Annotated in this window: 24 protein-coding genes; 5 read left to right on the forward strand and 19 right to left on the reverse strand. The window is 73.4% G+C overall.

The window, feature by feature from the left end; genetic code table 11:
* Genes O7633_RS07680 through pyrR form a run of 3 tightly spaced genes read right to left on the reverse strand, consistent with a single transcriptional unit; the run spans position 1 to position 2,785 of the window.
* The gene (locus O7633_RS07680) at positions 1-1,278 is read right to left on the reverse strand and encodes a dihydroorotase (protein WP_282327026.1); all 1,278 of its coding nucleotides are present in this window, start codon (positions 1,276-1,278) and stop codon (positions 1-3) included.
* Positions 1,275-2,201, reverse strand: coding sequence for an aspartate carbamoyltransferase catalytic subunit (locus O7633_RS07685; protein WP_043967966.1), 927 nt, complete (start codon positions 2,199-2,201; stop codon positions 1,275-1,277). Before O7633_RS07685 ends, O7633_RS07680 begins: the two co-directional genes overlap by 4 nt.
* Positions 2,198-2,785 (reverse strand): bifunctional pyr operon transcriptional regulator/uracil phosphoribosyltransferase PyrR, encoded by a 588-nt coding sequence (gene pyrR, locus O7633_RS07690; RefSeq protein WP_178065567.1) that lies wholly within the window; start codon positions 2,783-2,785, stop codon positions 2,198-2,200. The genes O7633_RS07685 and pyrR overlap by 4 nt, the downstream gene beginning before the upstream one ends.
* A 284-nt stretch (positions 2,786-3,069) precedes the next feature.
* On the opposite strand from pyrR, the gene O7633_RS07695 reads away from it, so the two are divergent.
* Entirely contained in the window at positions 3,070-3,558 is a 489-nt protein-coding gene (locus O7633_RS07695; protein ID WP_007075816.1) for a transcriptional regulator, read from the forward strand.
* A 113-nt stretch (positions 3,559-3,671) separates the two neighbouring features.
* Here the strand turns inward: O7633_RS07695 and nusB are convergent, their stop codons facing one another.
* The 4 genes from nusB to aroB form a co-directional block, all read right to left on the reverse strand.
* Positions 3,672-4,082, reverse strand: a complete 411-nt coding sequence (gene nusB, locus O7633_RS07700) for a transcription antitermination factor NusB (protein ID WP_176735041.1) — start codon at positions 4,080-4,082, stop codon at positions 3,672-3,674.
* A 23-nt stretch (positions 4,083-4,105) separates the two neighbouring features.
* The gene (efp, locus tag O7633_RS07705) at positions 4,106-4,663 is read right to left on the reverse strand and encodes an elongation factor P (protein WP_007075814.1); all 558 of its coding nucleotides are present in this window, start codon (positions 4,661-4,663) and stop codon (positions 4,106-4,108) included.
* A gap of 138 nt (positions 4,664-4,801) precedes the next feature.
* Positions 4,802-5,242, reverse strand: a complete 441-nt coding sequence (gene aroQ / locus O7633_RS07710) for a type II 3-dehydroquinate dehydratase (RefSeq protein WP_278127639.1) — start codon at positions 5,240-5,242, stop codon at positions 4,802-4,804.
* Positions 5,243-5,297: 55 nt separating this feature from the next.
* The gene (gene aroB, locus O7633_RS07715) at positions 5,298-6,374 is read right to left on the reverse strand and encodes a 3-dehydroquinate synthase (protein ID WP_074478684.1); all 1,077 of its coding nucleotides are present in this window, start codon (positions 6,372-6,374) and stop codon (positions 5,298-5,300) included.
* A 377-nt stretch (positions 6,375-6,751) separates the two neighbouring features.
* Here aroB and O7633_RS07720 point away from each other — a divergent pair, with 377 nt between their 5' ends.
* Positions 6,752-7,282, forward strand: coding sequence for a DUF2243 domain-containing protein (locus tag O7633_RS07720; protein ID WP_282327032.1), 531 nt, complete (start codon positions 6,752-6,754; stop codon positions 7,280-7,282).
* A 14-nt stretch (positions 7,283-7,296) separates the two neighbouring features.
* Positions 7,297-8,130, forward strand: coding sequence for a cytochrome c oxidase assembly protein (locus O7633_RS07725; protein ID WP_282327033.1), 834 nt, complete (start codon positions 7,297-7,299; stop codon positions 8,128-8,130).
* A gap of 46 nt (positions 8,131-8,176) precedes the next feature.
* Here the strand turns inward: O7633_RS07725 and O7633_RS07730 are convergent, their stop codons facing one another.
* The 4 genes from O7633_RS07730 to O7633_RS07745 form a co-directional block, all read right to left on the reverse strand.
* Positions 8,177-8,689 (reverse strand): shikimate kinase, encoded by a 513-nt coding sequence (locus O7633_RS07730; protein ID WP_278127644.1) that lies wholly within the window; start codon positions 8,687-8,689, stop codon positions 8,177-8,179.
* Between the two features lie 44 nt (positions 8,690-8,733).
* Positions 8,734-9,912 carry a chorismate synthase gene (gene aroC, locus O7633_RS07735; RefSeq protein WP_077939401.1) on the reverse strand — a complete coding sequence of 393 codons (1,179 nt, stop codon included), beginning with the start codon at positions 9,910-9,912 and terminating at the stop codon, positions 8,734-8,736.
* Positions 9,913-10,087: 175 nt separating this feature from the next.
* Positions 10,088-11,302: a helix-turn-helix domain-containing protein gene (locus tag O7633_RS07740; protein WP_282327037.1), complete on the reverse strand. Its 1,215-nt coding sequence runs from the start codon at positions 11,300-11,302 to the stop codon at positions 10,088-10,090.
* Entirely contained in the window at positions 11,299-11,442 is a 144-nt protein-coding gene (locus O7633_RS07745) for a hypothetical protein (RefSeq protein ID WP_282327038.1), read from the reverse strand. The genes O7633_RS07740 and O7633_RS07745 overlap by 4 nt, the downstream gene beginning before the upstream one ends.
* A 264-nt stretch (positions 11,443-11,706) precedes the next feature.
* Here O7633_RS07745 and O7633_RS07750 point away from each other — a divergent pair, with 264 nt between their 5' ends.
* Positions 11,707-12,414: a helix-turn-helix transcriptional regulator gene (locus O7633_RS07750; protein WP_282327039.1), complete on the forward strand. Its 708-nt coding sequence runs from the start codon at positions 11,707-11,709 to the stop codon at positions 12,412-12,414.
* Positions 12,415-12,563: 149 nt separating this feature from the next.
* Here the strand turns inward: O7633_RS07750 and O7633_RS07755 are convergent, their stop codons facing one another.
* Positions 12,564-14,429, reverse strand: coding sequence for a glycerophosphodiester phosphodiesterase family protein (locus O7633_RS07755; protein WP_282327040.1), 1,866 nt, complete (start codon positions 14,427-14,429; stop codon positions 12,564-12,566).
* 219 nt (positions 14,430-14,648) lie between these two features.
* Here O7633_RS07755 and O7633_RS07760 point away from each other — a divergent pair, with 219 nt between their 5' ends.
* Positions 14,649-15,035, forward strand: a complete 387-nt coding sequence (locus tag O7633_RS07760) for a hypothetical protein (RefSeq protein ID WP_282327041.1) — start codon at positions 14,649-14,651, stop codon at positions 15,033-15,035.
* A gap of 74 nt (positions 15,036-15,109) precedes the next feature.
* On the opposite strand, the gene O7633_RS07765 is transcribed toward O7633_RS07760, so the two are convergent.
* The 7 genes from O7633_RS07765 to O7633_RS07795 all read right to left on the reverse strand — a co-directional run bounded on the left by O7633_RS07765 (position 15,110) and on the right by O7633_RS07795 (position 22,042).
* Positions 15,110-15,985 (reverse strand): shikimate dehydrogenase, encoded by an 876-nt coding sequence (locus tag O7633_RS07765; protein ID WP_282327042.1) that lies wholly within the window; start codon positions 15,983-15,985, stop codon positions 15,110-15,112.
* Positions 15,985-17,187, reverse strand: coding sequence for an endolytic transglycosylase MltG (gene mltG, locus O7633_RS07770; protein WP_282327043.1), 1,203 nt, complete (start codon positions 17,185-17,187; stop codon positions 15,985-15,987). Before mltG ends, O7633_RS07765 begins: the two co-directional genes overlap by 1 nt.
* On the reverse strand, positions 17,184-17,645 hold the full coding sequence (gene ruvX / locus O7633_RS07775; RefSeq protein ID WP_282327044.1) for a Holliday junction resolvase RuvX: 462 nt from the start codon (positions 17,643-17,645) through the stop codon (positions 17,184-17,186). The genes mltG and ruvX overlap by 4 nt, the downstream gene beginning before the upstream one ends.
* A gap of 138 nt (positions 17,646-17,783) precedes the next feature.
* A complete protein-coding gene (gene alaS, locus O7633_RS07780) occupies positions 17,784-20,462 on the reverse strand; it encodes an alanine--tRNA ligase (protein WP_282327045.1) in 2,679 nt (892 codons plus the stop codon).
* A complete protein-coding gene (locus tag O7633_RS07785; RefSeq protein ID WP_074478694.1) occupies positions 20,459-20,764 on the reverse strand; it encodes a hypothetical protein in 306 nt (101 codons plus the stop codon). The genes alaS and O7633_RS07785 overlap by 4 nt, the downstream gene beginning before the upstream one ends.
* Before the next feature lie 28 nt (positions 20,765-20,792).
* Positions 20,793-21,254 carry a DUF948 domain-containing protein gene (locus O7633_RS07790; protein WP_278127654.1) on the reverse strand — a complete coding sequence of 154 codons (462 nt, stop codon included), beginning with the start codon at positions 21,252-21,254 and terminating at the stop codon, positions 20,793-20,795.
* Positions 21,255-21,403: 149 nt separating this feature from the next.
* Positions 21,404-22,042: a hypothetical protein gene (locus O7633_RS07795; RefSeq protein ID WP_278136171.1), complete on the reverse strand. Its 639-nt coding sequence runs from the start codon at positions 22,040-22,042 to the stop codon at positions 21,404-21,406.
* Positions 22,043-23,421 lie beyond the last annotated feature (1,379 nt).

The raw sequence follows: 23,421 nt of genomic DNA on the forward strand, positions 1-23,421 counted from the left end.
TTAGTTAACAGCCTTTCCGTCCAGGACCGTCGGCTCGCCGCGCAGGAAGGTCGCCACGATGCGACCCGGCAGCGTCATGCGGGCGTACGGGGTGTTGCGACTGCGGCTGGCCAGCTCCGCGGGCTCGATGACCCGGCGGGCGGCCGGGTCGACCAGGGTCAGGTTGGCCGGCACGCCGGGGGCCGGGTCGACGCCGTGGCCGTCGAGCCCGGCGATGCGGGCCGGGGCGCGCGACATGCGCTCGGCGATCAGGTCCCACTGCGGGCCGAGCACGTCGAGCGCGATCGACAGCGCCGTCTCCAGACCGAGCATGCCCGGCCGGGCGTACGCCCACTCGCACTCCTTGTCCTCCACGGCGTGCGGGGCGTGGTCGGTGGCGATGACGTCGATCACGCCCTCGGCCAGGGCGGCGCGCAGCGCGGCGATGTCGGTGGCCGTGCGCAGCGGCGGGTTGACCTTGAACACCGGGTCGTAGGTGACCGCCTTCTCGTCCGTCAGCAGCAGGTGGTGGGGGGTCACCTCGGCGGTGACGCGTACCCCCCGGGCCTTGGCCTGGCGCAGCACCTCGACGCTGCCGGCGGTGGAGACGTGGCAGACGTGCAGGCGGCTGCCGACGTGCTCGGCGAGCAGCACGTCCCGGGCGATGATCGCCTCCTCGGCGACCGCCGGCCAGCCGGTCAGCCCGAGCCGGGTGGACACCTCGCCCTCGTGCATCTGCGCGCCCTCGGTGAGCCGGGGCTCCTCGGCGTGCTGGGCGATGATCCCGTCGAACGCCTTGACGTACTCCAGCGCCCGGCGCATCAGCTTCGGGTCGGCGACGCAGTGCCCGTCGTCGGAGAAGATCCGCACCCGGGCCGCCGAGTCGGCCATCGCGCCCAGCTCGGCCAGGCGCTCGCCGGCCAGGCCGACGGTGACCGCGCCGATCGGCTGCACGTCGACCAGCCCGGCCTCCCGGCCGAGCCGCCAGACCTGCTCGACCACGCCGGCGGTGTCGGCGACCGGGGAGGTGTTCGCCATCGCGCAGACCGCCGTGTAGCCGCCGAGCGCCGCCGCCCGGGAGCCGGACTCCACGGTCTCGGCGTCCTCGCGGCCGGGCTCGCGCAGGTGGGTGTGCAGGTCGACCAGGCCGGGCAGGGCGACCAGCCCGGTGCCGTCGACCCGGGTGGCGTCGGGCGCGGTGAGGCCGGCGCCGGTCTCGGCGACGACGCCGTCGCGGATCAGCAGGTCGGTCGGCGCGGCGCCGACGACGCTCACGTTGGTGATCAGGTACGCGGTCACAGGTTGTTCCCCCCGAGCAGCAGGTAGAGGACGGCCATCCGCACAGAGACCCCGTTGGCGACCTGTTCGACGATGGTGGAGCGGGGCGAGTCGGCGACCTCGGGCGTGATCTCCATGCCCCGGTTCATCGGCCCGGGGTGCATGACGATCGCGTGCTCCGGCAGCCGGCGCATCCGGGGCGCGTCGAGGCCGTAGCGGCGGGCGTACTCGCGGGCCGACGGGAAGTAGGAGTCGGTCATCCGCTCCCGCTGCACCCGCAGCATCATCACCACGTCGACGTTCGGCAGCACGGCGTCGAGGTCGTAGGAGACGTCGATGCCGGGCGCGAGGGCCTGCGCGATGTCGACGGGGATCAGCGTGGGCGGGCCGACCAGGGTGACCTTCGCCCCGAGGGTGGACAGCAGCAGCACGTTGGAGCGGGCCACCCGGGAGTGCAGCACGTCCCCGACGACCGCGACGTGCAGGCCGGCGAGCCGGCCCAGCCGGGCCCGCATCGTGTACGCGTCGAGCAGCGCCTGGGTGGGGTGCTCGTGGGTGCCGTCGCCGGCGTTGACCACCGAGCCGTCGACCCAGTCGGCCAGCCGGTGCGGGGCGCCCGAGGCGGGGTGCCGGACGACGACCGCGTCGGCCCCCATCGCCTGGAGGGTGAGCGCGGTGTCCTTCAGGCTCTCGCCCTTGGTCACGCTGGAGCCCTTGGCCGAGAAGTTGATCACGTCGGCGCTGAGCCGCTTCGCCGCCGCCTCGAACGAGATCCGGGTGCGGGTGGAGTCCTCGTAGAAGAGGTTCACCACGGTCCGCCCGCGCAGCGCGGGCAGCTTCTTGACCTCGCGGCCGGCGACCGTGGCCATCTCGGCGGCGGTGTCCAGGATCAGGGTGGCGGTGGCGGCGTCCAGGTCGGCGCCGGAGAGCAGGTGGCGGATCATGCGGCGGTCGCCTCCCCGTACAGCTTGACCTCGTCGACGCCGTCGGTCTCGGCGAGGGTGACCTTCACGTTCTCGGCCAGCGCGGTCGGGATGTTCTTGCCGACGTAGTCGGCGCGGATGGGCAGCTGCCGGTGGCCCCGGTCGACCAGGACGGCGAGCTGCACCGAGGCGGGGCGGCCCACGTCGCTGAGCGCGTCGAGCGCGGCCCGGACGGTGCGGCCGGAGAAGAGGACGTCGTCGACGAGGACGACCCGCTTGCCGTCGATCCCGCCGGCCGGCAGCTGGGTCGGGCCGACCGCGCGGGTGGCGTGCCGGCGCAGGTCGTCGCGGTAGAGGGTGATGTCGAGCACACCGGCCGGGATGGCGACGTCCTCGAAGGCGCCGATCCGGGCGGCGAGCCGCCGGGCGAGCGGCACGCCGCGGGTGGGAATCCCCAGCAGCACCGTGCCGGCGGCGCCCTGGGTCTTCTCGAGGATCTGGTGTGCGATGCGGTCGACCACGCGCGAGACGTCCGCTGCGGCGAGGATCACCTTCACCGAGGGTTGTCGCGGTGGCGACGGGTGGGCAGCCGACGGGTAGGCCACGGCGGACCTCCTTCCCCGCCTCACGGGACGGGTCGTTAAAGGACGTCTGACGCCTCCGGCGGGCCGCGGGCGGCCCGGTCGGGGGCTGCGTGCCACGTTACCAGCGGTCACGGGACCACCCGACGCCGGCACTGACCCCAGAATCAGGCTGGCGAATCGGTACAACTCCCCCCGCCCAGCCCAACGGTAGGGTCCCGACCACTTGACCAGTTGTCGCAATCCCCGTACCGTCACGCTCCGTAGCGATCGCGGGGTGAACCCCGAGCAGCACTGGGAGTGTCCGAATGCCCTCTGAATACGCCAAGTCGCTGGGCGCCCGCCTGCGCTCCATCCGCCAGCAGCAGGGCCTGTCCCTGCAGGGAGTGGAGGAGAAGTCCAACGGGCGGTGGAAGGCCGTGGTGGTCGGCTCGTACGAGCGCGGTGACCGCGCCGTCACGGTGTCCCGCCTGGCCGAGCTGGCCGACTTCTACCGGGTGCCCGTCTCCGAGCTGCTGCCCGACGGCAGCGGGGTGCGACACGAGCCCACCAGCAAGATCGTCCTGGACCTGGAGCGGCTCTACGACGACGCCTCCGAGGACCTGGCCTACGTCGCCCGGTACGCCCGCGCCATCCAGCAGCAGCGGGGCGACTACAACGGCCGGGTGCTCTCCATCCGCGCCGACGACCTGCGCGCCCTGGCGATCGTCTACGACGCCTCGCCGTCCGGGCTGATCGAGCGCCTCACCGAGCACGGGGTGCTCGTCGCCGACCCGCGGGCGTTCTTCGCGTCCTGACGTGTCGTGGGGCGTTCCGCACGCCCTGACCAGGCCACGCCGAAAGGGCCCGTGCCGCAGGCACGGGCCCTTTTCGACACCGCTCGCCGGCCGCCGCCCCCGAGGGGCGGCGGTCAGCGGGTGGCGTACTCGGCGATCCGGCCGAGCACCCCGTTGAGGAAGCGCGGCGAATCGTCGGTCGACATCTGCCGGGCCAGCTCCACGGCCTCGCTGATCGCCACCGCGTCGTCGAGCTCGTCGACGTAGAGCAGCTCGTAGACGGCGATGCGGGCCAGGTTGCGGTCCACCGCCGGCATCCGGTCCAGCGTCCACCCCTCGGCGTAGCTGGCGATCAGCTCGTCGATCCGGTCCAGGTGCGCGGCCACCCCCTCGACGAGGCCGACCGCGTAACCCAGGTGCTCCGGGTGGGGCTTCTCGATCCGCTCGACGTAGCCGGCGAGCACCTCCACCGGCGGCCGGTTACGCAGGTCGGCCTCGAAGAGCACGTCCAGCGCCCGCTTGCGCGCCTTGCGGCGCGCCGGCATCTGCTGCTTGGGCCCCTCGGCCATCAGGCGCGGCCGAGGTAACGGCCGTCGCGGGTGTCGACCTTGATCTTCTCGCCGGTGGTGATGAAGAGCGGCACCTGCACGGTCGCGCCGGTCTCGACCGTCGCCGGCTTGTTGCCGCCGGTGGACCGGTCGCCCTGCAGGCCCGGCTCCGTGTAGGTGATCTCCAGCACCACGGAGGTCGGCAGCTCGATGTAGAGCGGCACGCCCTCGTGGGTGGCGACGGTCGCCTCGGCCTCCGGCAGGAGGTAGTTGGCGGCCTCGCCGACGGTGCCCCCGGGCACGGTGATCTGGTCGAACGTCTCCAGATCCATGAAGACGTAGTCCTCGCCGTCGGCGTAGAGGTATTGCATCGTGCGCTTGTCCACGGTCGCGGTCTCGACCTTGGTGCCCGCGTTGAAGGTCTTGTCGACCACCTTGCCGGACAGCACGTTCTTCAGCGTGGTACGCACGAAGGCGCCACCCTTACCGGGCTTGACGTGCTGGAACTCTACGACGGCCCAGAGCTCCCCGTCGAGGTTGAGTACCAGGCCGTTCTTCAGGTCGTTGGTGGTGGCCATTTCCTGCCTTGATCATCAATTGGCGGACAGACCTGGCAAGTCTACTAGCTGCCCCCGCCGGCCGTACCCGCCGTCAGCCGCCGGTCGTTCCCGCGCCCGCGCGAGCCACCCCCACCGACCCCTGCGCGGGCGGCGTCCCTAGCGGGCCGCGTCCGCGCGGGCCGCCAGGTGGTGCAGGGCCAGCCGGTAGCCGTCCACGCCCAACCCGCAGATCACCCCCGTCGCCACCGCCGAGACCACCGAGTGCGCGCGGAACTCCTCCCGGGCGTGGATGTTGGAGATGTGCACCTCCACCAGCGGGCCGCGCAGCAGGGCGCAGGCGTCCCGCACCGCGATGGAGTAGTGCGACCAGGCGGCCGGGTTGAGCACCACCGCCGCCCGCTCGTCGGCCGCGTCGTGCAGCCAGCCCACCAGCTCGTGCTCGGCGTCGGTCTGCCGCACCGTCACGTCCAGCCCCAGCTCCCGGCCGGTGGCCTCGCAGAGCCCCACCAGGTCGGCGTAGCTGGTCGCCCCGTACACGTCGACCTGGCGGGTGCCCAGCCGGCCCAGGTTCGGCCCGTTGAGCACGTACACCCTCACGCGGTTCCCCCTTCGTTCGCGACTGCGGGGCTCCGCTGCGCTGCACTCCTCGCGCTCACCGTGACACCTCCCGGTAGGCGGCGTGCAGCAGCTCGTCGTCCGGGCCCTCCAGGATCGCCGGGCGGGCCAGCGCGTCGAGCACCACGAACCGCAGCCGCGAGCCGCGGCTCTTCTTGTCCACCCGCATCGCGGCCAGCAGCTGCGGCCACGCGTCGGCCCGGTACGCCGTCGGCAGCCCCAGGGCCGTCAGCACCGCGCGGTGCCGCGCGGTGGTCTCCGGGTCCAGCCGGCCCGCCAGCCGGGCCAGCTCCCCCGCGTAGACCAGCCCGACGGACACGGCGTGCCCGTGCCGCCAGCGGTAGCCCTCCACCTTCTCGATCGCGTGGGCGAGGGTGTGGCCGTAGTTGAGCACCTCGCGCACCCCGGACTCGCGCAGGTCGCCGGAGACCACGTCGGCCTTCACCCGGATCGCCCGCTCGATCAGCTCCCGGACCACCGGCGACGTCGGGTCCGTCGCCGCCGCCCGGTCCCGCTCGACCAGGTCGAGGATCACCGGGTCGGCGATGAAGCCGCACTTGACCACCTCGGCCAGCCCCGCCGCCAGGTCGGCCGGCGGGAGGCTGTCGAGCACCGCGAGGTCGCACAGCACCCCGACCGGCGGGTGGAAGCCGCCCACCAGGTTCTTGCCGGCCGCCGTGTTGATCCCCGTCTTGCCGCCCACCGCCGCGTCGACCATGCCCAGCAGCGACGTCGCCACCGGCACCCAGCGCACCCCGCGCAGCCAGCAGGCCGCGACGAAGCCGGCCAGGTCGGTGACCGCGCCGCCGCCCACCCCGACCACCGCGTCCGTACGCGTGAAGCCCGCCTCGCCGAGCCGGTCCCAACACGCGGCGGCCACCTCGATGGCCTTGCCCGCCTCGGCGTCCGGCACCTCCACGAGCAGCGGGGCCGCCCCGGCCGCCGCCAGGCGTGCGCCGATCGCGTCGGCCAGCCCCTTCAGCGGCGGCGCGTGCAGCACCGCGACCCGGGTCGCGCCGGGCAGCAACGTCGGGAGCGAACCGAGCAGGTCGCGTCCCACCAGCACGTCGTACGGCCGTTCGCCGCCGACCGGAATCCGGGTCACCTCGTCCATCGCCCGGCAGCCTAGTCGAGCCGAGGCCCGCACGACGGCGCGTGTCCACTCCGTGGCGGGGTAGGTGCAAGGAAGGGCACCTTGTTAACGCTTTCTATATGGGAAGGGCCCCTTCCTAACACCACGCACGGCGCGACTCCGCCGCATGAGGCGACGCCGGCGTATCACGGGTCGCCGCCGCGACACGTCACCGGTGGCGGCCGGCGGCGTTTAGCCGGGCAGAGCGGGGGCAGCGTTTCCAGCACAGGCGACGGTCCGGACCCGGACGTCGTTCCGGCCCGGGGGCGTTCCGGGATGACGGCGTCGCCGGGACGGCAGCGTCGCCGGGACGGCGGCGTTTCCGGGCCGGCCGGCCGACGAGGCGGAGGTACCCCGCGATGAGCACACCCAGCACCAAAGGCAGCGAGGGCGCCGACATCCGGCTGCCCGCCACGATCCTCGGCGTCGGCCTCGGCGGCTTCGCCGACGGCATCGTGCTGCACCAGGTGCTCCAGTGGCACCACATGCTCAGCGGCACCGGCAGCGACAACGTCGGGGTCAGGGCGTACCCGGTGGACACCGTGCCCGGCCTGGAGATGAACACCCTCTGGGACGGGATCTTCCACGTGGTGACCTGGGTGGCGGTGCTGACCGGCCTGGCGCTGCTCTACGCCCGGGTCACCCGGTCACGGGGTCGGCTGTGGCGCTCCCCCGTGCTGTGGGGCTGGGCGCTGGTCGGCTGGGGGCTGTTCAACCTCGTCGAGGGGATCGTCGACCACCACCTGCTCGGCATCCACCACGTGCGCGAGGGCGCGTACCGGACGTGGTGGGACCTCGGGTTCCTGGCGCTCGGGGCGGCGCTGGTCGCCGCCGGCTGGCTGGTGCAGCGCCGCGGCACGACCGTGGACCTCTGCGCCGACCGCCGGTGACCGGGGACCTGACGGTGGGGGGAACCCAGGCGGTGGGCGACGCGCTGGCGACGACCGCAGGCCGGGTGGTCGGTGGGGACGGCCACGGCGGGCACGACGGATACGCGCCGGGGCCCGCGCTGCTCGTACCCCTGGTGCTGTTCTGGGTCTATCTCGCCGCCGCGCTGCGGCAGCGCGGGCCCGACGGGGGCGGCTGGCCGCACCGGCGCACGGCGGCCTTCGGCGCGGGGGCCGGCCTGCTCGCGGTGGGGCTGGCCCTGCCGGCCGGCGGCTTCGCCGCGCACGCGTGGCAGCACCTGCTGATCGGCATGCTCGCGCCGCTCGGGCTGGTGCTCGGCGCGCCGGTCACCCTGGCGCTGCGCAGCATCGACCGGCGGCGCGGCCGGGCCCTGGTCCGGCTGCTGCGCCGCCCCGCCCTCGCCGCGCTCGCCCACCCGGTGACCGGCCTCGTGCTCACCACCGGCGGGCTGTACGCGCTGTACCTGACGCCGCTGTACCGGGCGACGCTGGCGCACCCGGTGCTGCACCACCTGGTGCACCTGCACTTCCTGCTCTCGGGGCTGCTCTTCACCTGGTCGGTCGCCGGGCCCGACCCCGGCCCGCACCGGCCCCGGGTCCCGGTGCGGCTCGTGGTGCTCGGGGTCGCCGTGGCCGCCCACGCCGCCCTCGCCCAACTGCTGTACGCGGGGCTCGCCGTGGACGTCCCCGCCCCGCCGGAGCAGCTGCGCGCCGGGGCGACGGTCATGTACTACGGCGGCGACCTGGCCGAGATCGCCCTGGCGCTGGCCCTCCTCGCCACCTGGCGCCCGCAGGTAAGGAGGGGCCCCTTGTTAACGCATTCTGCATAGGAAGGGCCCCCTGCAAACACCCTCGCATAGGGCAGCGGGGAACGCCTCAGGGCTTGAGCAGGGCGGCGACCTCGGCGGCGATCTCCTCCGGCGCACGCCCGTCGGTGACCACCGTCGCGGTCGCCACCTCGGCGTAGAGGGGGCGGCGCTGGTCCATCAGGTGTTTCAGCGTCGCCCTCGGGTTGATCGCCAGCAGCGGTCGGCCGGCGCCCAGCCCGACCCGCTTCACCGCGTCGGCCAGCTCGACGCTCAAATGCACCACGGTGTGGCCGACCAGGGCGGCGCGGTTCTCCTCGGCGAGCACCGCGCCGCCGCCGAGGGCGAGCACCCCGGCGCAGGACGTCAGCGCCGCGGCGGTGGCGGCCCGCTCCAGGGCGCGGAAGTGGTCCTCGCCCTCGTCGACGAAGATCTCCGGGATCGGCTTGCCGGCCATCGCCTCGATGTCGGCGTCGGTGTCGCGGAACTCCACCCCGAGCAGCGCGGCGAGCGCCTCGCCGACGGTGGTCTTCCCGGAGCCGGGCGACCCGACGAGGACGACCACCGGCCGCGTCCGGCTCACCGCACCACCACTGCGGCTCACCGCATCACCACCGGGCGACGGGCTCACCGGATCACCAGGGAGTCGAGGTAGCCGGCCAGGTTGCGGCGCATCTCGGCCACCGAGTCGCCGCCGAACTTCTCCACGGCGGCCTCGGCGAGCACCAGGGCCACCATCGCCTCGGCGACCACGGCGGCGGCCGGCACCGCGCACACGTCGGAGCGCTGGTTGATGGCCGTCGCCGGCTCCCCCGTGGTCACGTCGACCGTGGCCAGGGCCCGGTTCAGCGACGAGATCGGCTTCATCGCCGCCTTCACCCGCAGCGGCTCGCCGGTGGTGATGCCGCCCTCCAGGCCGCCGGCCCGGTCGGTCACCCGGCGCACCCCGGTCGCGGTCGGCACGATCTCGTCGTGCGCCTCCGAGCCACGGGAGCGGGCCTGCAACCAGCCGTCGCCGATCTCCACGCCCTTGATCGCCTGGATCGACATCAGCGCGGTGGCGAGCCGGGCGTCGAGCTTGCGGTCCCACTGCACGTGGCTGCCCAGGCCCGGCGGCACCCCGTACGCCAGCACCTCGACCACGCCGCCCAGCGTGTCGGCGGCCTTCTTCGCGGCGTCGACCTCGGCGACCATCCGGGCGCTCGCGTCGGAGTCGAGGCAGCGCAGCGGGTCGGCGTCGATCCGCTCGGCGTCCTCCGGCGTGGGGCGCAGCCCCGGCTTCGCGGCGACCGGGCCCAGCTCCACGACGTGCGAGACGATCTCGATGCCGAGGGCCTGCTTCACCAGGGCCTTCGCCACGGTGCCGACGGCGACCCGGGCGGCGGTCTCCCGCGCGCTGGCCCGCTCCAGGATCGGCCGGGCGTCGGTGTGGCCGTACTTCTGCATGCCGGCAAGATCGGCGTGGCCCGGACGCGGGCGGGTCAGCGGCGCGTTGCGGGCCTGCCGGGCCAGCTCGTCGGGGTCCACCGGGTCGGCGGCCATCACCGTCTGCCACTTGGGCCACTCGGAGTTGCCGACCCGGATGGCGACGGGGCTGCCGAGGGTGACGCCGTGCCGGAGGCCGCCGATGATCTCGACGACGTCCTGCTCGAAGGCCATCCGGGCGCCCCGGCCGTAGCCGAGCCGGCGGCGGGCCAGCTCACCGGCGATCTCGCCGGTGGTCACCTCGATCCCGGCGGGCACGCCCTCCAGCATCGCGACGAGGGCGGGACCGTGCGATTCACCTGCAGTCAACCAGCGCAACACGTGGGCAAGTCTGTCACGACCGGGTCACGTCCCACCGGGCCGCCCACCGCGTCCCGCCCTACGGACGCGCCGCCCGCCCGCCACGGGCCGGGCGCGGGCACCCGACCCCGGAGCAGACGAGATCTTGGACGCTTGCTGTCCGAGCGGCTGACAGTAGGTGTCCAAGGTCTGGCGCCTACTGCCGGGTCAGCCCGAGGACGGCGGCCAGGCGGGTGACGTCGGCGGAGGCGGGGCCCGTGCGAAGAATCGTGGTGAGGGTGGCCCTGGCGGCGGAACGGGCTCGGGTCTCTGCGGGGGCGAGGCGGTCGGCGGTGAGGAGAGCACGGCCGGCAGCCGCCGGGTCGCCGAGGTCGAGGTGGGCGCGGGCGATGTCGACGAGGTGGGCGGCGCGATGCTCGGCGGGGAGCCGGTGCCAGCCCTCGCTGTTGGCGGCGTGTCGGTGGAGGGTGACGGCGTGGTGGTGGTCGCCGAGGTGGGTGGCGACCAGGGCACGGGCGAGGGTGACAGCGACGGGGCCAAAGGCGACGCCGTCGCCGTCGTACTGCCGGTTGCCGTGGGCGGCGGCGAGGGCGACGGCGCGTTCGGTGAGGTCGTGGGCGGTGACGGCGTCACCACAGGTAGCGGCGGCGACGGCGGCCTCGATCAACAGGGTCCCGGTCAGTCCCGGTTCGTCGGCCAGCAGGGCACGCGACGGCGTCAGGTCGAGCTGGTGTACGACGCTGAGCGCGGCAGCCTTCGCGAGGCGACCCCGCCGCAGGGCGCGCAGCGCCTGGGCGAGGGAGACGGCGGCGAGCCCGGTGCGGTGTGCGTCTCCGGTGGCAGCGATCATGGCGCGGTCGGCGGCCAGCAGGCCGAGGTGGGGTTCACCGAGCTTGACCAGCGTCTGGGCGGCGAGCCGGTAGACGCGGACGAGCGGATCGGCGACGGACGCGTCCCCGGTCGGGGTGTGGTGGGCGTGCCGGCTGGCGGCGAGCAGGTCGGGCAGGGTGCGCAGCACCTGCGGATGATGGCCCTTGCGGTACGCGGCCCAGGCGTACCCGGCCTGGTCGTCGAGCTGCCGCACGCGCGGGCCGTCGGCATCGGGCGGGTCGTGGCGGGCCAGCGCCGCCCGGATGCGTTCCACGGCTGCCTCGGTGTCGGTGACGGCTTCCCGGCGCGGCTTGTCGGCGAGCAGGACCGCCGGGGCGACCCCCAGCGCCCCGGCGACGGTCTCGATGACGGAGAGCCGGTCGAGGGTGCGTACGCCTCGCTCGACCTTGTCGACCCAGCTCTTCGACCTGCCGATCCGGTCGGCGAAGACCTGCTGGCTCATCCCCCGCCGCGCCCGCAACTCGGCCATCCGCCGCCCGATCGGCACCTCGGCGCGGGCGCGGGGAACCGGCGCGGTCATCTGTCCTGCTCCGGCGGCATGGCGTAGGTGTGCTCGCCGCAACGCGGGCACCAGCGGGACTTGACCCGGAACGCGAGCAGCCCGAGCAGGAAGCCCGGCACCAGCCCACCGAACACAATCGACACGGCATCGGAGATCACCAGAAACCGTCGCCTTCTTGGGGGATGGAGGGTCGGCACGTTGGCCTGCCTGGGCCCCTCGGATCCAGCCACCCGGCCCAGCACAGGGGGCGCGTTACCTGTGACGGGTGCGAAACGAACAGCACCGGCTGCGCGGAACATGGCATGCACTGAAAGCTGCCAGCGCGTCACGGACGGTGGGACCGCTCGCGTGTGACTATGCAGGGACGTCTACGAAAGGTCCTATTCGCCATGGCGCGGAACGATGCACTCAAGGCTGCGATCGTGGCAGCCGGTCTCTCCTTTGCCGACCTCGCCGAGAGGTGCGATGTGGACGCGAAGACCGTGCAGAGATGGGTCAGCCGGGGACGCGTCCCTCATCCTCGCTCCAGAGTGCGCGTAGCAGAGGTGCTGGGCGAGGATGTGGGGGTGCTGTGGCCTGAGATGATCCGACGTGCCGTGAAGGTTGGAAGCGACCGGGAACTGCTCGGCGTCTATCCACGCCGCGCAGACCTGCCCCAGTCGGTGTTCCGTGACGCCATCGGGCGCGCCAGTTCTCGGCTGTGGTTCGGCGGATACACCAGCTACTTCCTCTGGCTGGAGATGCCCGGTGTCTCCGCCACGCTCGAAGCCAAGGCAAGCGCCGGGGCCGACCTGCGATTCCTGCTCGGGGATCCGGACAGCCCGGTCACAGCCGAGCGGGAGAGGATCGAAGCGACTCCGCTCACGCTGTCGACTCGTATCGCGATGACGCGGGCAGAACTGAGCAAGGTCGGCACCGTGATTCCGGTCCGCTTCTCTACCCGTCATCTCGCCATGTCCGTGTGGGTCTTCGACGAGGAGGCCATAGTCGCCACACACATCGGGGCGGGGCTCGGGCAGGACTCCGTGACGCTGCACCTGCGACGGTGCCAGGACGGGGGAGCGTTCGACCGGTATGTCGAGCACTTCGAGTCCTTGTGGACCGACGGCAAGCCTGCCCCACAGCACTGAACCCCAACCGCCACGCCACCCCTCCCCGCCCCGGGCCCGGTGATCAAGAGAAAAGCGTCAAGTTTGATCTTCACGATGACGCAAACCTCTTGATCACCGGCCGGGGCGGGGCGAGGCGGGGGCGGGACGGGGCGAGGCGGGGGCGGGGGTTAGGGGGTAGCTAGGGTGCGGGCGTCGGCGGCGATGACGCGTGCCTTCGCCTCCGGCAGGAAGCGGCCGGCGTGCTGGTCGGCGTACCGGGCCAGCTCCGCGTACCGGCCCTTGACCAGGTGGTTGGTGAGCACCGTCAGCGCCTGGTCCGCCGCGCCGGAGGTGAGCACCAGGTGACCGAGGCCGGCCGGGGTCACCGCCACCGTGAAGGTGGCCTCGGCGGTGGCCGTGCCCTTCGGGCCGGTCGCCACGGCGCGCAGCCGGTGTGCGCCGGCCGCCAGCCCGGTCAGGTCGAGGGGCTTGCCCACCGGCACCGCCGCCCCGTCGAGGGTGACGGTCACGGTGTCGGCGTCGGTGGCCGGCACGGTGAGCACCGGCCGCTGCGCCCGGTCCAGCTCGACGCCGTCGGCCGGGGCGGCGATCGACACGGTGGGGACCGCCGCGCCGAGCTGACCGGCGGCGTTCCAGCCGGCCAGCTCCGCCGGCCGGTTGGTGATGATCCCGTCGGTGCCGATCCGCTCCAGCTGCTGCCACTGCGCCGGTGAGTCGACCGTCCAGGCCATGACGGCGACACCGGCGGCGTGCAGGTCGGCGATCACCGACGGCCGGGCCAGCAGCGCCGTACCCGTCGGGCTGTACGCCGTGACGCCCAGCTCCCGCGCCACGGCGACCGGGTCGGCGTCCAGGCCGCTGCGCAGCAGGCCGGTCGGCAGCTCGGGCGCGAGTTCCCGGGTGAACCGTAGGGCGTCGACCTCGAAGCTCTGCACGAAGACCCGGGTCGTCATCTTCTCGGCGCGGATCACCTCGACGATGCGGGCCACCTCGTCACGGGTGTGCGCGCCCTTGATCTCCAGCAGCAGGTTGCCGCCCCGGGTCCGCAGGTCGGCGAGCTGCTCGGCGAGGGTGGGCAGCCGGGCCCCGGCGTACTGCGGGGCGAACCAGGAGCCGGCGTCGAGCGCCTTGAGCTGGGCGGCGGTGAGCGTTCGGATCGCGCCCGAACCGTCGGTGGTGCGGTCGACGGTGGCGTCGTGCAGCACGAACGGCACCCCGTCGCGGCTGGGCTGGACGTCGTTCTCGACGAAGTCCGCGCCGGAGCGGCGGGCGATCTCCTGCGCGACGAGGGTGTTCTCGGGGGCGGCGGCGGACGCGCCCCGGTGGGCGATGATGGTCATCGGGGCACCGGCCGGGCGCAGGTAGCCGTTCGGCGGCAGCTCGGTGACCAGCACGTCGTCGAAGGAGACGCTGCCGCCGTTGACGACCAGGGCCTGCCCGCCGTCGGTGGACCGGGTGAGGCTGGTGGTGCGCAGCAGCTGGCGGCCGTCGAGGAACCAGCGGGCCTGGTTGCCGTGCACCTCCACGGCGACCAACATGTCCCGCCCGGTCCCGGCGGCGTACGGCGCGGAGCCGGTGTTGGTGACGTTCCAGGCGTTGGCGGTGGTGAGCTGGGCGAACTCCAGGCCGTTCGCGGCGGTGGTGCCGCTGCGCATGGTGGCGATCCACCACGGGGTACGCCCGTCGGCGGGCACGTCGAGGCCGAGCGCCGTCCACCGGGTCGCCTCGGCGACGGACTCGAAGCGGACGGTCGCGGAGAACCGGAAGTCGGTGAGGTGCCGGCCGAAGGTGATCTTCTTGGTGCCGCTGGTGGCGGTGCCGCGCAGCCGGCCGTCGCGCACCGTCCACTCACCGTCGATGGCCCGCCAGCCGGCGGGCAGCGTACCGGCGGAGAAGTCCTCGGCGACGACGACGTCACCGGGCGCGGCGACGGCGGGGGCGGAGACGGGAACGGCGGCGAAGAGGCCGGCGGTCGTGGCGAGCGCCGCGAGCACGGCCACGGGCCGACGCGGCCGTCGATTCAAGGTCAACATACCCCGACGCTAGGTACCGAACCGAAACGCCGAGCATGCTCGCCAGCGACAGCCAGCCGAACTACAAATGCACAGTTGATCATCTTGTTGCCATGCGGCTACTAGGAGCAACACCAGAGCCGCACGCAGACAACTTTCTAGCGGCTGTTTGACCATAACCAACAAGTTCGATATCTTGATCGACACTCACAGTACATCGGTCGAACACGGGGAGAAAAGGTGCGACTGAAGAGGATCCTGTCTGGCAGTCTGGCTGCGGCGGCGTGCGCAACGGTCATGGTCACCATCGTGGACAGCGCTCCAGCTTCGGCGGGAACCGCGAACGGCTGCGTCTACCCGCGAGTCTGTTTCTATCTGACCGAGTCGAACTGGACGGCCGACAGCCCTACCGCCTCGTACCAGGACATCACCAGTTCCTACCAGACCCTGGGCTCGAGCAGCCGTGGCTCGTACGCCGTGTGGAACTCGCGCAATGACGATGGTGCACTGCTCCACTACACGAACGGCACCACCTATTGCCTCCCGCCCAACCGTGGAAATGGGCACATCCGCGGGGAGATCGTCGACAAGATTAGGATCATGGACTCGCCAACCTGCGGCGCGTAGCTTCAACTCGCCCTGACGCTCCACGCAGGGCAGCGCCGCCATGCAACCTGCGGCCGCTTGCGCCCTGGGGAACGTCAAACGTCATCGTGGCCGGCTGAGCCGGCCACGATGACGTTTGACGTAGAGGCTCCTCGTCGGGCTCTGTCAAGCGCCAGGCGCATCGCCGCGACCGGGGCGCGGACGCCGGTGAAGTGCTCGAACTGGCCGACCGCCTGGGCGACCAGCAGGTCCAGCCCGGACACCACCCGACAGCCGGCCGCCTCGGCCGAGGCGGCGAGGGGGGTGGGCCACGGATCGTACAACGCGTCGAAGTAGACCGCGCCGGGCCGCCACCGGGCCTGCGCCGCGATCGCGTCGGCGACGCCCTTCGGGACGGTGGAGACGACCACGTCCGCGTCGGTGTGCCCGGCCGCGTCGGCCCAGTCGGCACCGGCCAGCCGCAGGCCGAGCGCGTCGGCGGCCGGGCGCAGCTCGTCGATGGCCGACGCGCGGCGGGCCACCACGGTCACTGTGCCCGAGCCGAGGCGAGCGGCGGCGGCCAGGGCGGCCCGCGCGGTGCCGCCCGCGCCGAGCACGGTGAAGCGGGCCCCCGGCGGCACGCCGGCCGCGCCGAGCAGCTCGATCATGCCGGCGGCGTCGGTGTTGTCCGCGTACCAGGAGCCATCGGGGCGGTGGACCAGCGTGTTCGCCGCGCCCATCGCGGCGGCGACGGGCGACACCTCGGCCGCGAGGGCGAGGGTGGCCTCCTTGCAGGGCATGGTCACCGAAAGCCCGGCCCACTCGGGGCCGAGGCCGGCGACCATCGCCGCCAGCTCCGCCTCCGCGCACTCGATCGTCGTGTACGACCACCCGGCGAGGCCGGCGGCGGCGTAGCCGGCGTTGTGGATCACCGGGGAGAGGGAGTGACTGATCGGCTTGCCGACCACCGCCGCCCGCCGTGGCGTCGTCATCAGATGATCCCGGCCTCCCTGGCCTTCGCCTCGTTCTTCTGGTGCTGCTCGTACGTGTCGGCGAAGGCGGAGTGGCCCTTGTCGTCGATCGCCACGAAGTAGAGCCACTTGCCGGGGGGCGGGTCCATGGCCCCCTCCAGCGCCTGCTTACCCGGGTTGTTGATCGGGGTGGGGATCATCCCGCGCAGCTTCCGGTTGTACGGGTTCTTCGGGTTGTCCAACTCGGCCGCGGTCATGTCCTTCGACTTCTTGCCCTCCTGGCCGATCGACTCGAAGTAGTAGTTGACCGTGACGTCCATCTCCAGGCAGTTGCAGTCGAACTCGCCGTACACCCGGTTGTAGGCCACCCGGGCGACCTTGCCGAGGTCGTCCTTGTTGCCGGCCTCGGCCTGGGCGAGGGACGCGACGATCAGCGCCTCGTACGGGCTGATGCCGCCCCGCTCCTCCTGCACCCGGTCGGCGAACTTCATCTCGCCGGTGACGGTGAGGAAGTTCTGCACCATCGTCGACAGCAGGATCTCGGCGGTGGCCTTCGGCGGGATCTCGTACGTGTCCGGGTAGAGGAAGCCCTCGATCGACTTCTTCGCCGGCTTGCCGTCGGTGCGCTTGAACCACCAGTCCGGCACGCCGAGCCCCTCCGGGTCCTTCGCGGCGGCCTCGAACTCCTTGACCGGGATCTTGGTCTTCTCCGACAGCAGCTTGTAGACGTTCTTGGCGGTGCGCCCCTCGGGGATGGTGACCTGGTTGGTGATCTTGTTCTTCAGGTCGAGCAACATGACCAGGGCCTGCTCGCCGCTCATCTGCTTGCGCACCTTGTAGGTGCCGGGCTGGATGTTCTTGCTGCGCGAGTTGGCCTCGGCCGCCTCGATGAACGCCTTGGCGCTCTTGACCACCCCGGCGTCGTAGAGGGCGGTGGCCATGTCGGCGATCAGCGCGCCCTGCTTGATCTCGACGGTCACCTCGCCCGTGCCGGCCCCGTCGTAGTCGGGGGTGACGAAGTAGCTCTGCACCCGGTCGAAGCCGTAGAAGGCCCCGCCGCCGATGACGCCGAGCAGCACGAAGGCCATCAGCAGGGCGAGCGCGGTCTTGCCCCCGCTCCCGCCCGACTCGCCCTTGCGCTTGCGCACGTAGCTGCGCCGGTGCTTGCCCTTGTCACCACTCCGTTCCGACTCGTCGAAACCGAGGTCCAGATCGTCGATCATCGCGTCCGCCTCCGCTGCGCGTCCAGCCAGCTCTGCAGGATCTCGACCGCGGCGGCCTGGTCGACCACCGCGCGTTGGCGCTTTCCCCGGACGCCACGCTCGGCAAGCCTACGAGAAGCCACGACCGTCGACATCCTCTCGTCGGTGAGCGTTACCGGAACGGGCGCTATTACGTCAGCCAACCGGTCAGCATACGCCTTCACATTCCGGGCGGCCGGGCCGTGCTGGCCGGAGAGGTTGACCGGTAGGCCGACGACCACCTCGACGCACTCGTGCTCGGCGATCAGGGCGACGAGCTCGGCCATGTCGCTGGGCACCGCGTCCTCGGCCGCTGTCAGGTCCCGGGCGAGTGTCACCAGCGGGGTGGCCAGCACCCCGTGCGGGTCGGAGCGGGCCACCCCGACCCGCACCTGCCCCACGTCGACGCCCAGCCGGACACCGCGCACCGTTTCGGTCATCTTCCGCTCATCCTGCCCTGAAAGACCGTTCATCCTGCCCTGAAAAGACCGTTGTCCGCCCTGGAAGGGCATTCGTCCTGCCCTGGAACGGGTCAGGGCGGACCGTGACGGCCCGCCCTGACCCGACGTGCGGTGTGCTCACGCGTCGGCGATCGCCTGCTCGACCGTGGCCAGCAGCTTCGGCGCCTCGGCCGCCGGCAGGCCGCCGCCCTGGGCCAGGTCGTCGCTGCCGCCGCCCCGGCCGGAGAAGGCCGCCTTGACCAGGTCCTTCGCCGCGAGGCCCCGGCTGCGGGCCGCCGCGTTCACGGCCACCACGAGGGACGCCTTGCCGTTCGACCGGGCCGCCACGGCCACCACGGCCGGCCGGGCCGGGTCGATCTTGCCGCGGATCTCCTGGGCCAGGGTCCGCACGTCGTTACCGGCCGCGCCCTCGGGCGCCTCGGTGCCGACGTACGCCACCCCGCGCACGTCCTTCGCCTGCCCGGCGAGGGCCGCCGCGCCGCCGAGCACGAGCTGGGCGCGCAGCTTCTCCAGCTCCTTCTCGGCGTCGCGGAGCTGGGTGACGGTCTGCTCCACCCGGTCGGCGACCTGGTCGCCGGGCACCCGGAACAGCTCGGCGAGCCGGGAGACCAGGAGGTGCTCGCGGGCCAGGAAGCCGAACGCGTCCATGCCGACGAGGGCCTCGATGCGGCGTACGCCCGAACCGACCGACGCCTCGGAGAGGATCTTGACGAGGCCGAGCTGGGCCGAGCGGGCCACGTGGGTGCCACCGCACAGCTCCCGGGCGTAGTCGCCGACCTCGACGACCCGCACCCGCTCGCCGTACTTCTCGCCGAACAGCGCCATCGCGCCGATGCGGCGGGCCTCCTCCTGGCTGGTGACGAAGGCGTGCACCTCCAGGTCGGCCAGGAGCACCTCGTTGACCTGCTGCTCCACGTCGTGCAGGACGCTCGGCGACACCCCGGTCGGGGTGTTGAAGTCGAACCGCAGCCGGCCCGGCGCGTTCAGCGAACCCGCCTGGGTCGCCGACTCGCCGAGGAAGTTGCGCATCGTCTGGTGCACCAGGTGGGTGGCCGTGTGCGAGCGGGAGATGGCCCGCCGCCGGGTGGCGTCGATCTCGGCGTACCCGGTCTCGCCGGCGCGCACCTCGCCCCGGACGACGCGGGCGCGGTGCACGATCAGGCCCGGCACCGGCTGCTGCACGTCGAAGACCTCGACCTGGCCGCCGCCGACGGTGATCAGGCCCTGGTCGGGCTGCTGGCCGCCGCCCTCGGCGTAGAACGGGGTGGTGTCGAGCACCAGCTCGACCGTGTCGCCCTCGGCGGCCGCGCCGACCTGGTCGCCGCCGGAGAGCACGGCACGGACCCGCGACTCCCGGGTCAGCTCCGTGTAGCCGGTGAACTCCACCGGCCCGCCCGCGTCCAGCACCGACCGGTACGCCGACAGGTCGGTGTGCCCGGTCTTGCGCGCCCGCGCGTCGGCCTTGGCCCGCGCCCGCTGGTCGGCCATCAGCCGGCGGAACCCGTCGGCGTCGACCGCCAGGCCCTGCTCGGCCGCGATCTCCAGGGTCAGGTCGATCGGGAAGCCGTAGGTGTCGTGCAGCTGGAACGCCTTGTCGCCCGAGAGCGCCGGCTTGCCCGCCGACTTGGTCTCGGCGATCGCCGTGTCCAGGATCGTCGTCCCGGCGCGCAGCGTCGCCAGGAAGGCGTCCTCCTCGGCGTACGCGTACTGCGAGATCCGGTCGAACTCGGCCGCCAGCTCCGGGTACGACGGGGCCATGCAGTCCCGCGCCACCGGCAGCAGCTCGGGCAGCGCCCGGTCCTGCCAGCCGAGCAGCCGCACCGCCCGGATGGCGCGGCGCATGATGCGGCGCAGCACGTAGCCGCGCCCCTCGTTGCTCGGGGTGACCCCGTCGCCGATCAGCATCAGCGCGGTGCGCACGTGGTCGGCGATCACCCGCAGCCGCACGTCGTCGGGGTGCGACTCGCTGGCCACGTGGCCGGAGTGCGCGCCGTACCGCTTGCCGGTCAGCTCGGCGGCGCGCGCCAGGATCGGCCGGACCTCGTCGATCTCGTAGAGGTTGTCGACGCCCTGGAGCAGCGACGCCATCCGCTCCAGGCCCATGCCGGTGTCGATGTTCTTCTTCGGCAGCTCGCCGACGATCTGGAAGTGCTCCTTGCTCTGCACGTCGTCGATCTGGAACTGCATGAAGACGAGGTTCCAGAACTCCAGGTAGCGGTCCTCGTCGACCTCCGGGCCGCCCTCGCGCCCGTAGGCGGGGCCCCGGTCGTAGTACAGCTCGGAACACGGGCCGGCCGGGCCGGGGATGCCCATCGACCAGAAGTTGTCCTTCTTGCCCCGCCGGACGATCCGCTCGGCCGGCATGCCGACGGAACGCCAGATCTCCGCCGCCTCGTCGTCGTCGAGGTAGACCGTCGCCCAGATCCGCTCCGGGTCCAGGCCGAAGCCGCCCTCGGCGACCGGCTTGGTGACCAGGTCCCAGGCGAGCGGGATCGCCCCGGCCTTGAAGTAGTCACCGAAGGAGAAGTTGCCGTTCATCTGGAAGAACGTGCCGTGCCGGCTGGTCTTGCCGACCTCGTCGATGTCCGGCGTGCGGATGCACTTCTGCACGCTGACCGCCCGCGAGTAGGGCGGGGTGTGCTGCCCCAGGAAGTAGGGGACGAACTGCACCATGCCGGCGTTGACGAACAGCAGGTTCGGGTCGCTGATGGCGGGCAGCGGAGCGGACGGCACCACGGCATGACCGTTCGCCTCGAAGTGGGCGAGATACCGCCGCTTGATCTCCGCCGTCTTCATCGCTGGTGCTCCTCCGGAAAGATCTCTCGGTCGCCGATGCGCGGGTCCTCCCGCAGCTCGGCGAACTGGTCGTCGAACGCCTCGCCCCGGGCGAACGCCTCGTGGATCTCCTGCTCGCGCTCGGCCATCCCGATCCGGACGTCCTCCACGAAGCTACGCAGCGACTCGGCCAGGCCGCCAGCGGATTGCGACAGGCCACCGGCGATGCCGGCCGGCGTGTACGCGTGCGCGGCGCGGGTCGCCTTGCGCACGACCACCACGCCGACGGCCAGGCCGATGCCCAGCCAGAACAGGCGTCTCATGTTCTCTCGTCCCTCCGTCGCCGGCGGCTCAGGCGTTGCCGCGCTTGGCGGCGCGGCGCTGCTGCTTGATGGTGTCGCGCACCTCGCGCTCGGTCTCGGCGTGCCGGCGGGCGGAGGCGGCGCGGCGCACGCCGTAGCCGAAGGCGGCCACCTTCACCAGCGGGTTCGCGGCGGCGGCGGAGACCACGGTGGCCAGGTTCGCCACGTTGGCGGTGACGTTCTGGGCGTGGGTGGTCATGGTGTCCACCTTGGCCAGCTGGAGGTTGACCCCGTCCAGCGAGACCTGCACCTGCTCCAGGGCGGTGTTCACGTTCTTCACGGTGGTGTTGACGTCACCGAGCAGGGGCGCGGTGCGGTCGTTGAGGTCGTTGATCATGCGGGTGGCCGCGTCCACGGTGTGCCGCAGCCGCAGGATGGGCAGCGTCAGGATCAACACGAGCATCGCGAACGCGATCGCCGCGATCAGCGCCGCGACCTCTCCAAAACTCACGCCTGTCCTCCTCGAGCAGGGTTCCGGGGCCCGACGCCCCGGAACGCGCGACCGTCATGACCCACACCGTCGTACGGCGACCCACCCCGGTCAGCGGGGGCAGGCGGGCCTGCCAGCCCCAGACCCTACCGTCAGTGATGAAACCCGGCTCACGACGGTGACGGTGTCGGCGTCGACTCGCCGAGCGGATCCTCGCTCAGGGTCGGGAAGGGATCCTCGCCGGTGAGTGACGGGTCGGTGCTCGGCTGGGGCCTGGTCCGCTCGTCGTCGATGGCGTTGCGGACCTTCACCGACACCAACGACCCATTGCACTCCCCCGCTGCGGGGGGCGTGGCCAGCGACGTCGGCGCGGGCTCCCCGTCGATCGGCGGCGGGACGCAGGTCGGCTCGCGCACCCACAGGTCGAGGGTCAGCTCGTCGCGACGCCAGCAGGTGTAGTCGCCCTTCGCCGGCTGCTCGGGGCAGCGGGTCACCTTCCACCGCTGCCAGCCGGACTCGGTCAGGGCCCGCTCGTAGGCCTGCGCGGTCTCCTCGACCGGCCGCTGCGACTCGACGGTGCGCTCGCGCAGCCGGCACTCCTCCACGCACCAGCGGCTGCCGCTGACGTTGTCCACGGTCTTCGTCGCCGCCCAGCCGGGCACGTTCAGCCCGTCGAGGGTGTCGAAGACGGGGTCGCGGCTGAGCGTACGGATGCCGAAGTAGAGCGGCAGGGCACCCAGCAGCACCACGCTGACCAGCGCGAGCACGCCCATCCGCAGCCGACGCCGCTGGCGCAGCTGCCGCCGCAGCTCCGACCGCGCGCCGGGCGGGCCGCCCGATGCCGCCCCGTCCGCCTCGTCCGGGTCGTCGGCGGTCGCGGCCCGACGCAGCTGCGCCGCCCCGGCGGGCTCCGGGCCGGCGGGGCCGGGCCCGTCGTCGCCCGCCCGGGGGGCGGGACCCGGGCCGAGCCGGTGCACCTCCAGGCCGGGCCGGCGCTCGTCCGGGCCGGAGCGGTCCGCGTCCGGGCCCGGTCGGGCCGGTGGCGCGTCGGCGGCCGGCACCACGGCGGCGGCCCGGGCCACCGCGGGCGGCTGGTCGGAACGGGCCGGCGACGCCGCGCCGGCGGCCGGCTCCGGCCGGCGGTGCGGGTGCGCCTCGCCGGACCCGCCCGGCGGGGGCGGCGACGAGGGGCCGGGGCCGCGCTGCGGCGGGGCCGCGCCGCCGGGGCCACGCTGCGACACCACAGCGGTGCCGGCGTCGCGCTGCGGCGGGGTCGCGCGGCCGTCGGCCTGGTCGCCCGGCTCGCTGGGGCGACCGGGCGGGACCACCGCCCGTGCCACGCCGGGTTGGTGGTGACCGGCGGTCGGGGCACCGGGCGGCACGGCCCGACCGGCGGGCCCCCCGGGCGGCGTCGCGCGTCCGGCGGGACCGGACGGGGGCACGTCCCGGCCGGTGGGCCCCACCGCTGGCGCGGCCCGGCCGGCAGGACCGGAGGGCGGGTCGACCGGGCCGGCGGCACCAGGCCCGGGGACGGCCCGGCCGGCGGCGGGACCGCCGGGCGGGGTGGCCCGGCCGGGCGCGGTGGGCGCCGCCGACGCCCGGGCGGTCGGCCCGGACTCGGGGGCGGGCCCAGCGGACCCGGCGGGCCGAAGGCCGGGGGCGGACCCGGACCGGGGGTCCGGGCCGGACCGGGGTCCGGCACCGGGGCCGGGCCCGAACGGCGGGGCCTGCGGGCGGCGCTCCTCCGCCGGTCCGGGGCGCACCTCGCCGGTGCGCGGCTCCACCATGGGCGGACGCAGCTCACCCGTGCGCGGGTCGACCACCGGGGGCCGCAGCTCGCCCGTGCGCGGATCCACCGCGGCGGGCCGCAGCTCGCCCGTGCGCGGGTCGGCCGGCGGGCGGGGGCTTCCCGCACGGGGGTCGGCCGGCGGACGGGGCTCGCCGGGGCGTGGGCCCGCCACCTGCGGACGGGACGGCGCTGCCGCCCGGCCGGTGGGCAGTGGGACCGGCTCCTCCGCCGGGTCGACGGGCGCGGCGGGCCGCGCCCGGCCCACCGGTGCTGCCGGCCCGGCGCCGACGCCGTGTTGCGCCGCCGCGCCCCGACCGCCGTCACCGGGCCGGTTGCCCGGCTCCCCGGCCGGCGGCGCGACGCCCGGCGGCGGCGACGGCACGGCCGCCCGGTTGACCA

The organism is Micromonospora sp. WMMD712, assembly GCF_029581295.1.
Lineage (GTDB): Bacteria > Actinomycetota > Actinomycetes > Mycobacteriales > Micromonosporaceae > Micromonospora > Micromonospora carbonacea.

Coding starts and splice junctions, on each gene's coding strand:
- O7633_RS07685 (WP_043967966.1), bottom strand. CDS start 2,201: ATGATCCGCCACCTGCTCTCCGGCGCCGACCTGGACGCCGCCACCGCC.
- O7633_RS07695 (WP_007075816.1), top strand. CDS start 3,070: ATGCCCTCTGAATACGCCAAGTCGCTGGGCGCCCGCCTGCGCTCCATC.
- nusB (WP_176735041.1), bottom strand. CDS start 4,082: ATGCCGGCGCGCCGCAAGGCGCGCAAGCGGGCGCTGGACGTGCTCTTC.
- efp (WP_007075814.1), bottom strand. CDS start 4,663: ATGGCCACCACCAACGACCTGAAGAACGGCCTGGTACTCAACCTCGAC.
- aroB (WP_074478684.1), bottom strand. CDS start 6,374: ATGGACGAGGTGACCCGGATTCCGGTCGGCGGCGAACGGCCGTACGAC.
- O7633_RS07720 (WP_282327032.1), top strand. CDS start 6,752: ATGAGCACACCCAGCACCAAAGGCAGCGAGGGCGCCGACATCCGGCTG.
- O7633_RS07740 (WP_282327037.1), bottom strand. CDS start 11,302: ATGACCGCGCCGGTTCCCCGCGCCCGCGCCGAGGTGCCGATCGGGCGG.
- O7633_RS07755 (WP_282327040.1), bottom strand. CDS start 14,429: ATGTTGACCTTGAATCGACGGCCGCGTCGGCCCGTGGCCGTGCTCGCG.
- O7633_RS07765 (WP_282327042.1), bottom strand. CDS start 15,985: ATGACGACGCCACGGCGGGCGGCGGTGGTCGGCAAGCCGATCAGTCAC.
- mltG (WP_282327043.1), bottom strand. CDS start 17,187: ATGATCGACGATCTGGACCTCGGTTTCGACGAGTCGGAACGGAGTGGT.
- ruvX (WP_282327044.1), bottom strand. CDS start 17,645: ATGACCGAAACGGTGCGCGGTGTCCGGCTGGGCGTCGACGTGGGGCAG.
- alaS (WP_282327045.1), bottom strand. CDS start 20,462: ATGAAGACGGCGGAGATCAAGCGGCGGTATCTCGCCCACTTCGAGGCG.
- O7633_RS07785 (WP_074478694.1), bottom strand. CDS start 20,764: ATGAGACGCCTGTTCTGGCTGGGCATCGGCCTGGCCGTCGGCGTGGTG.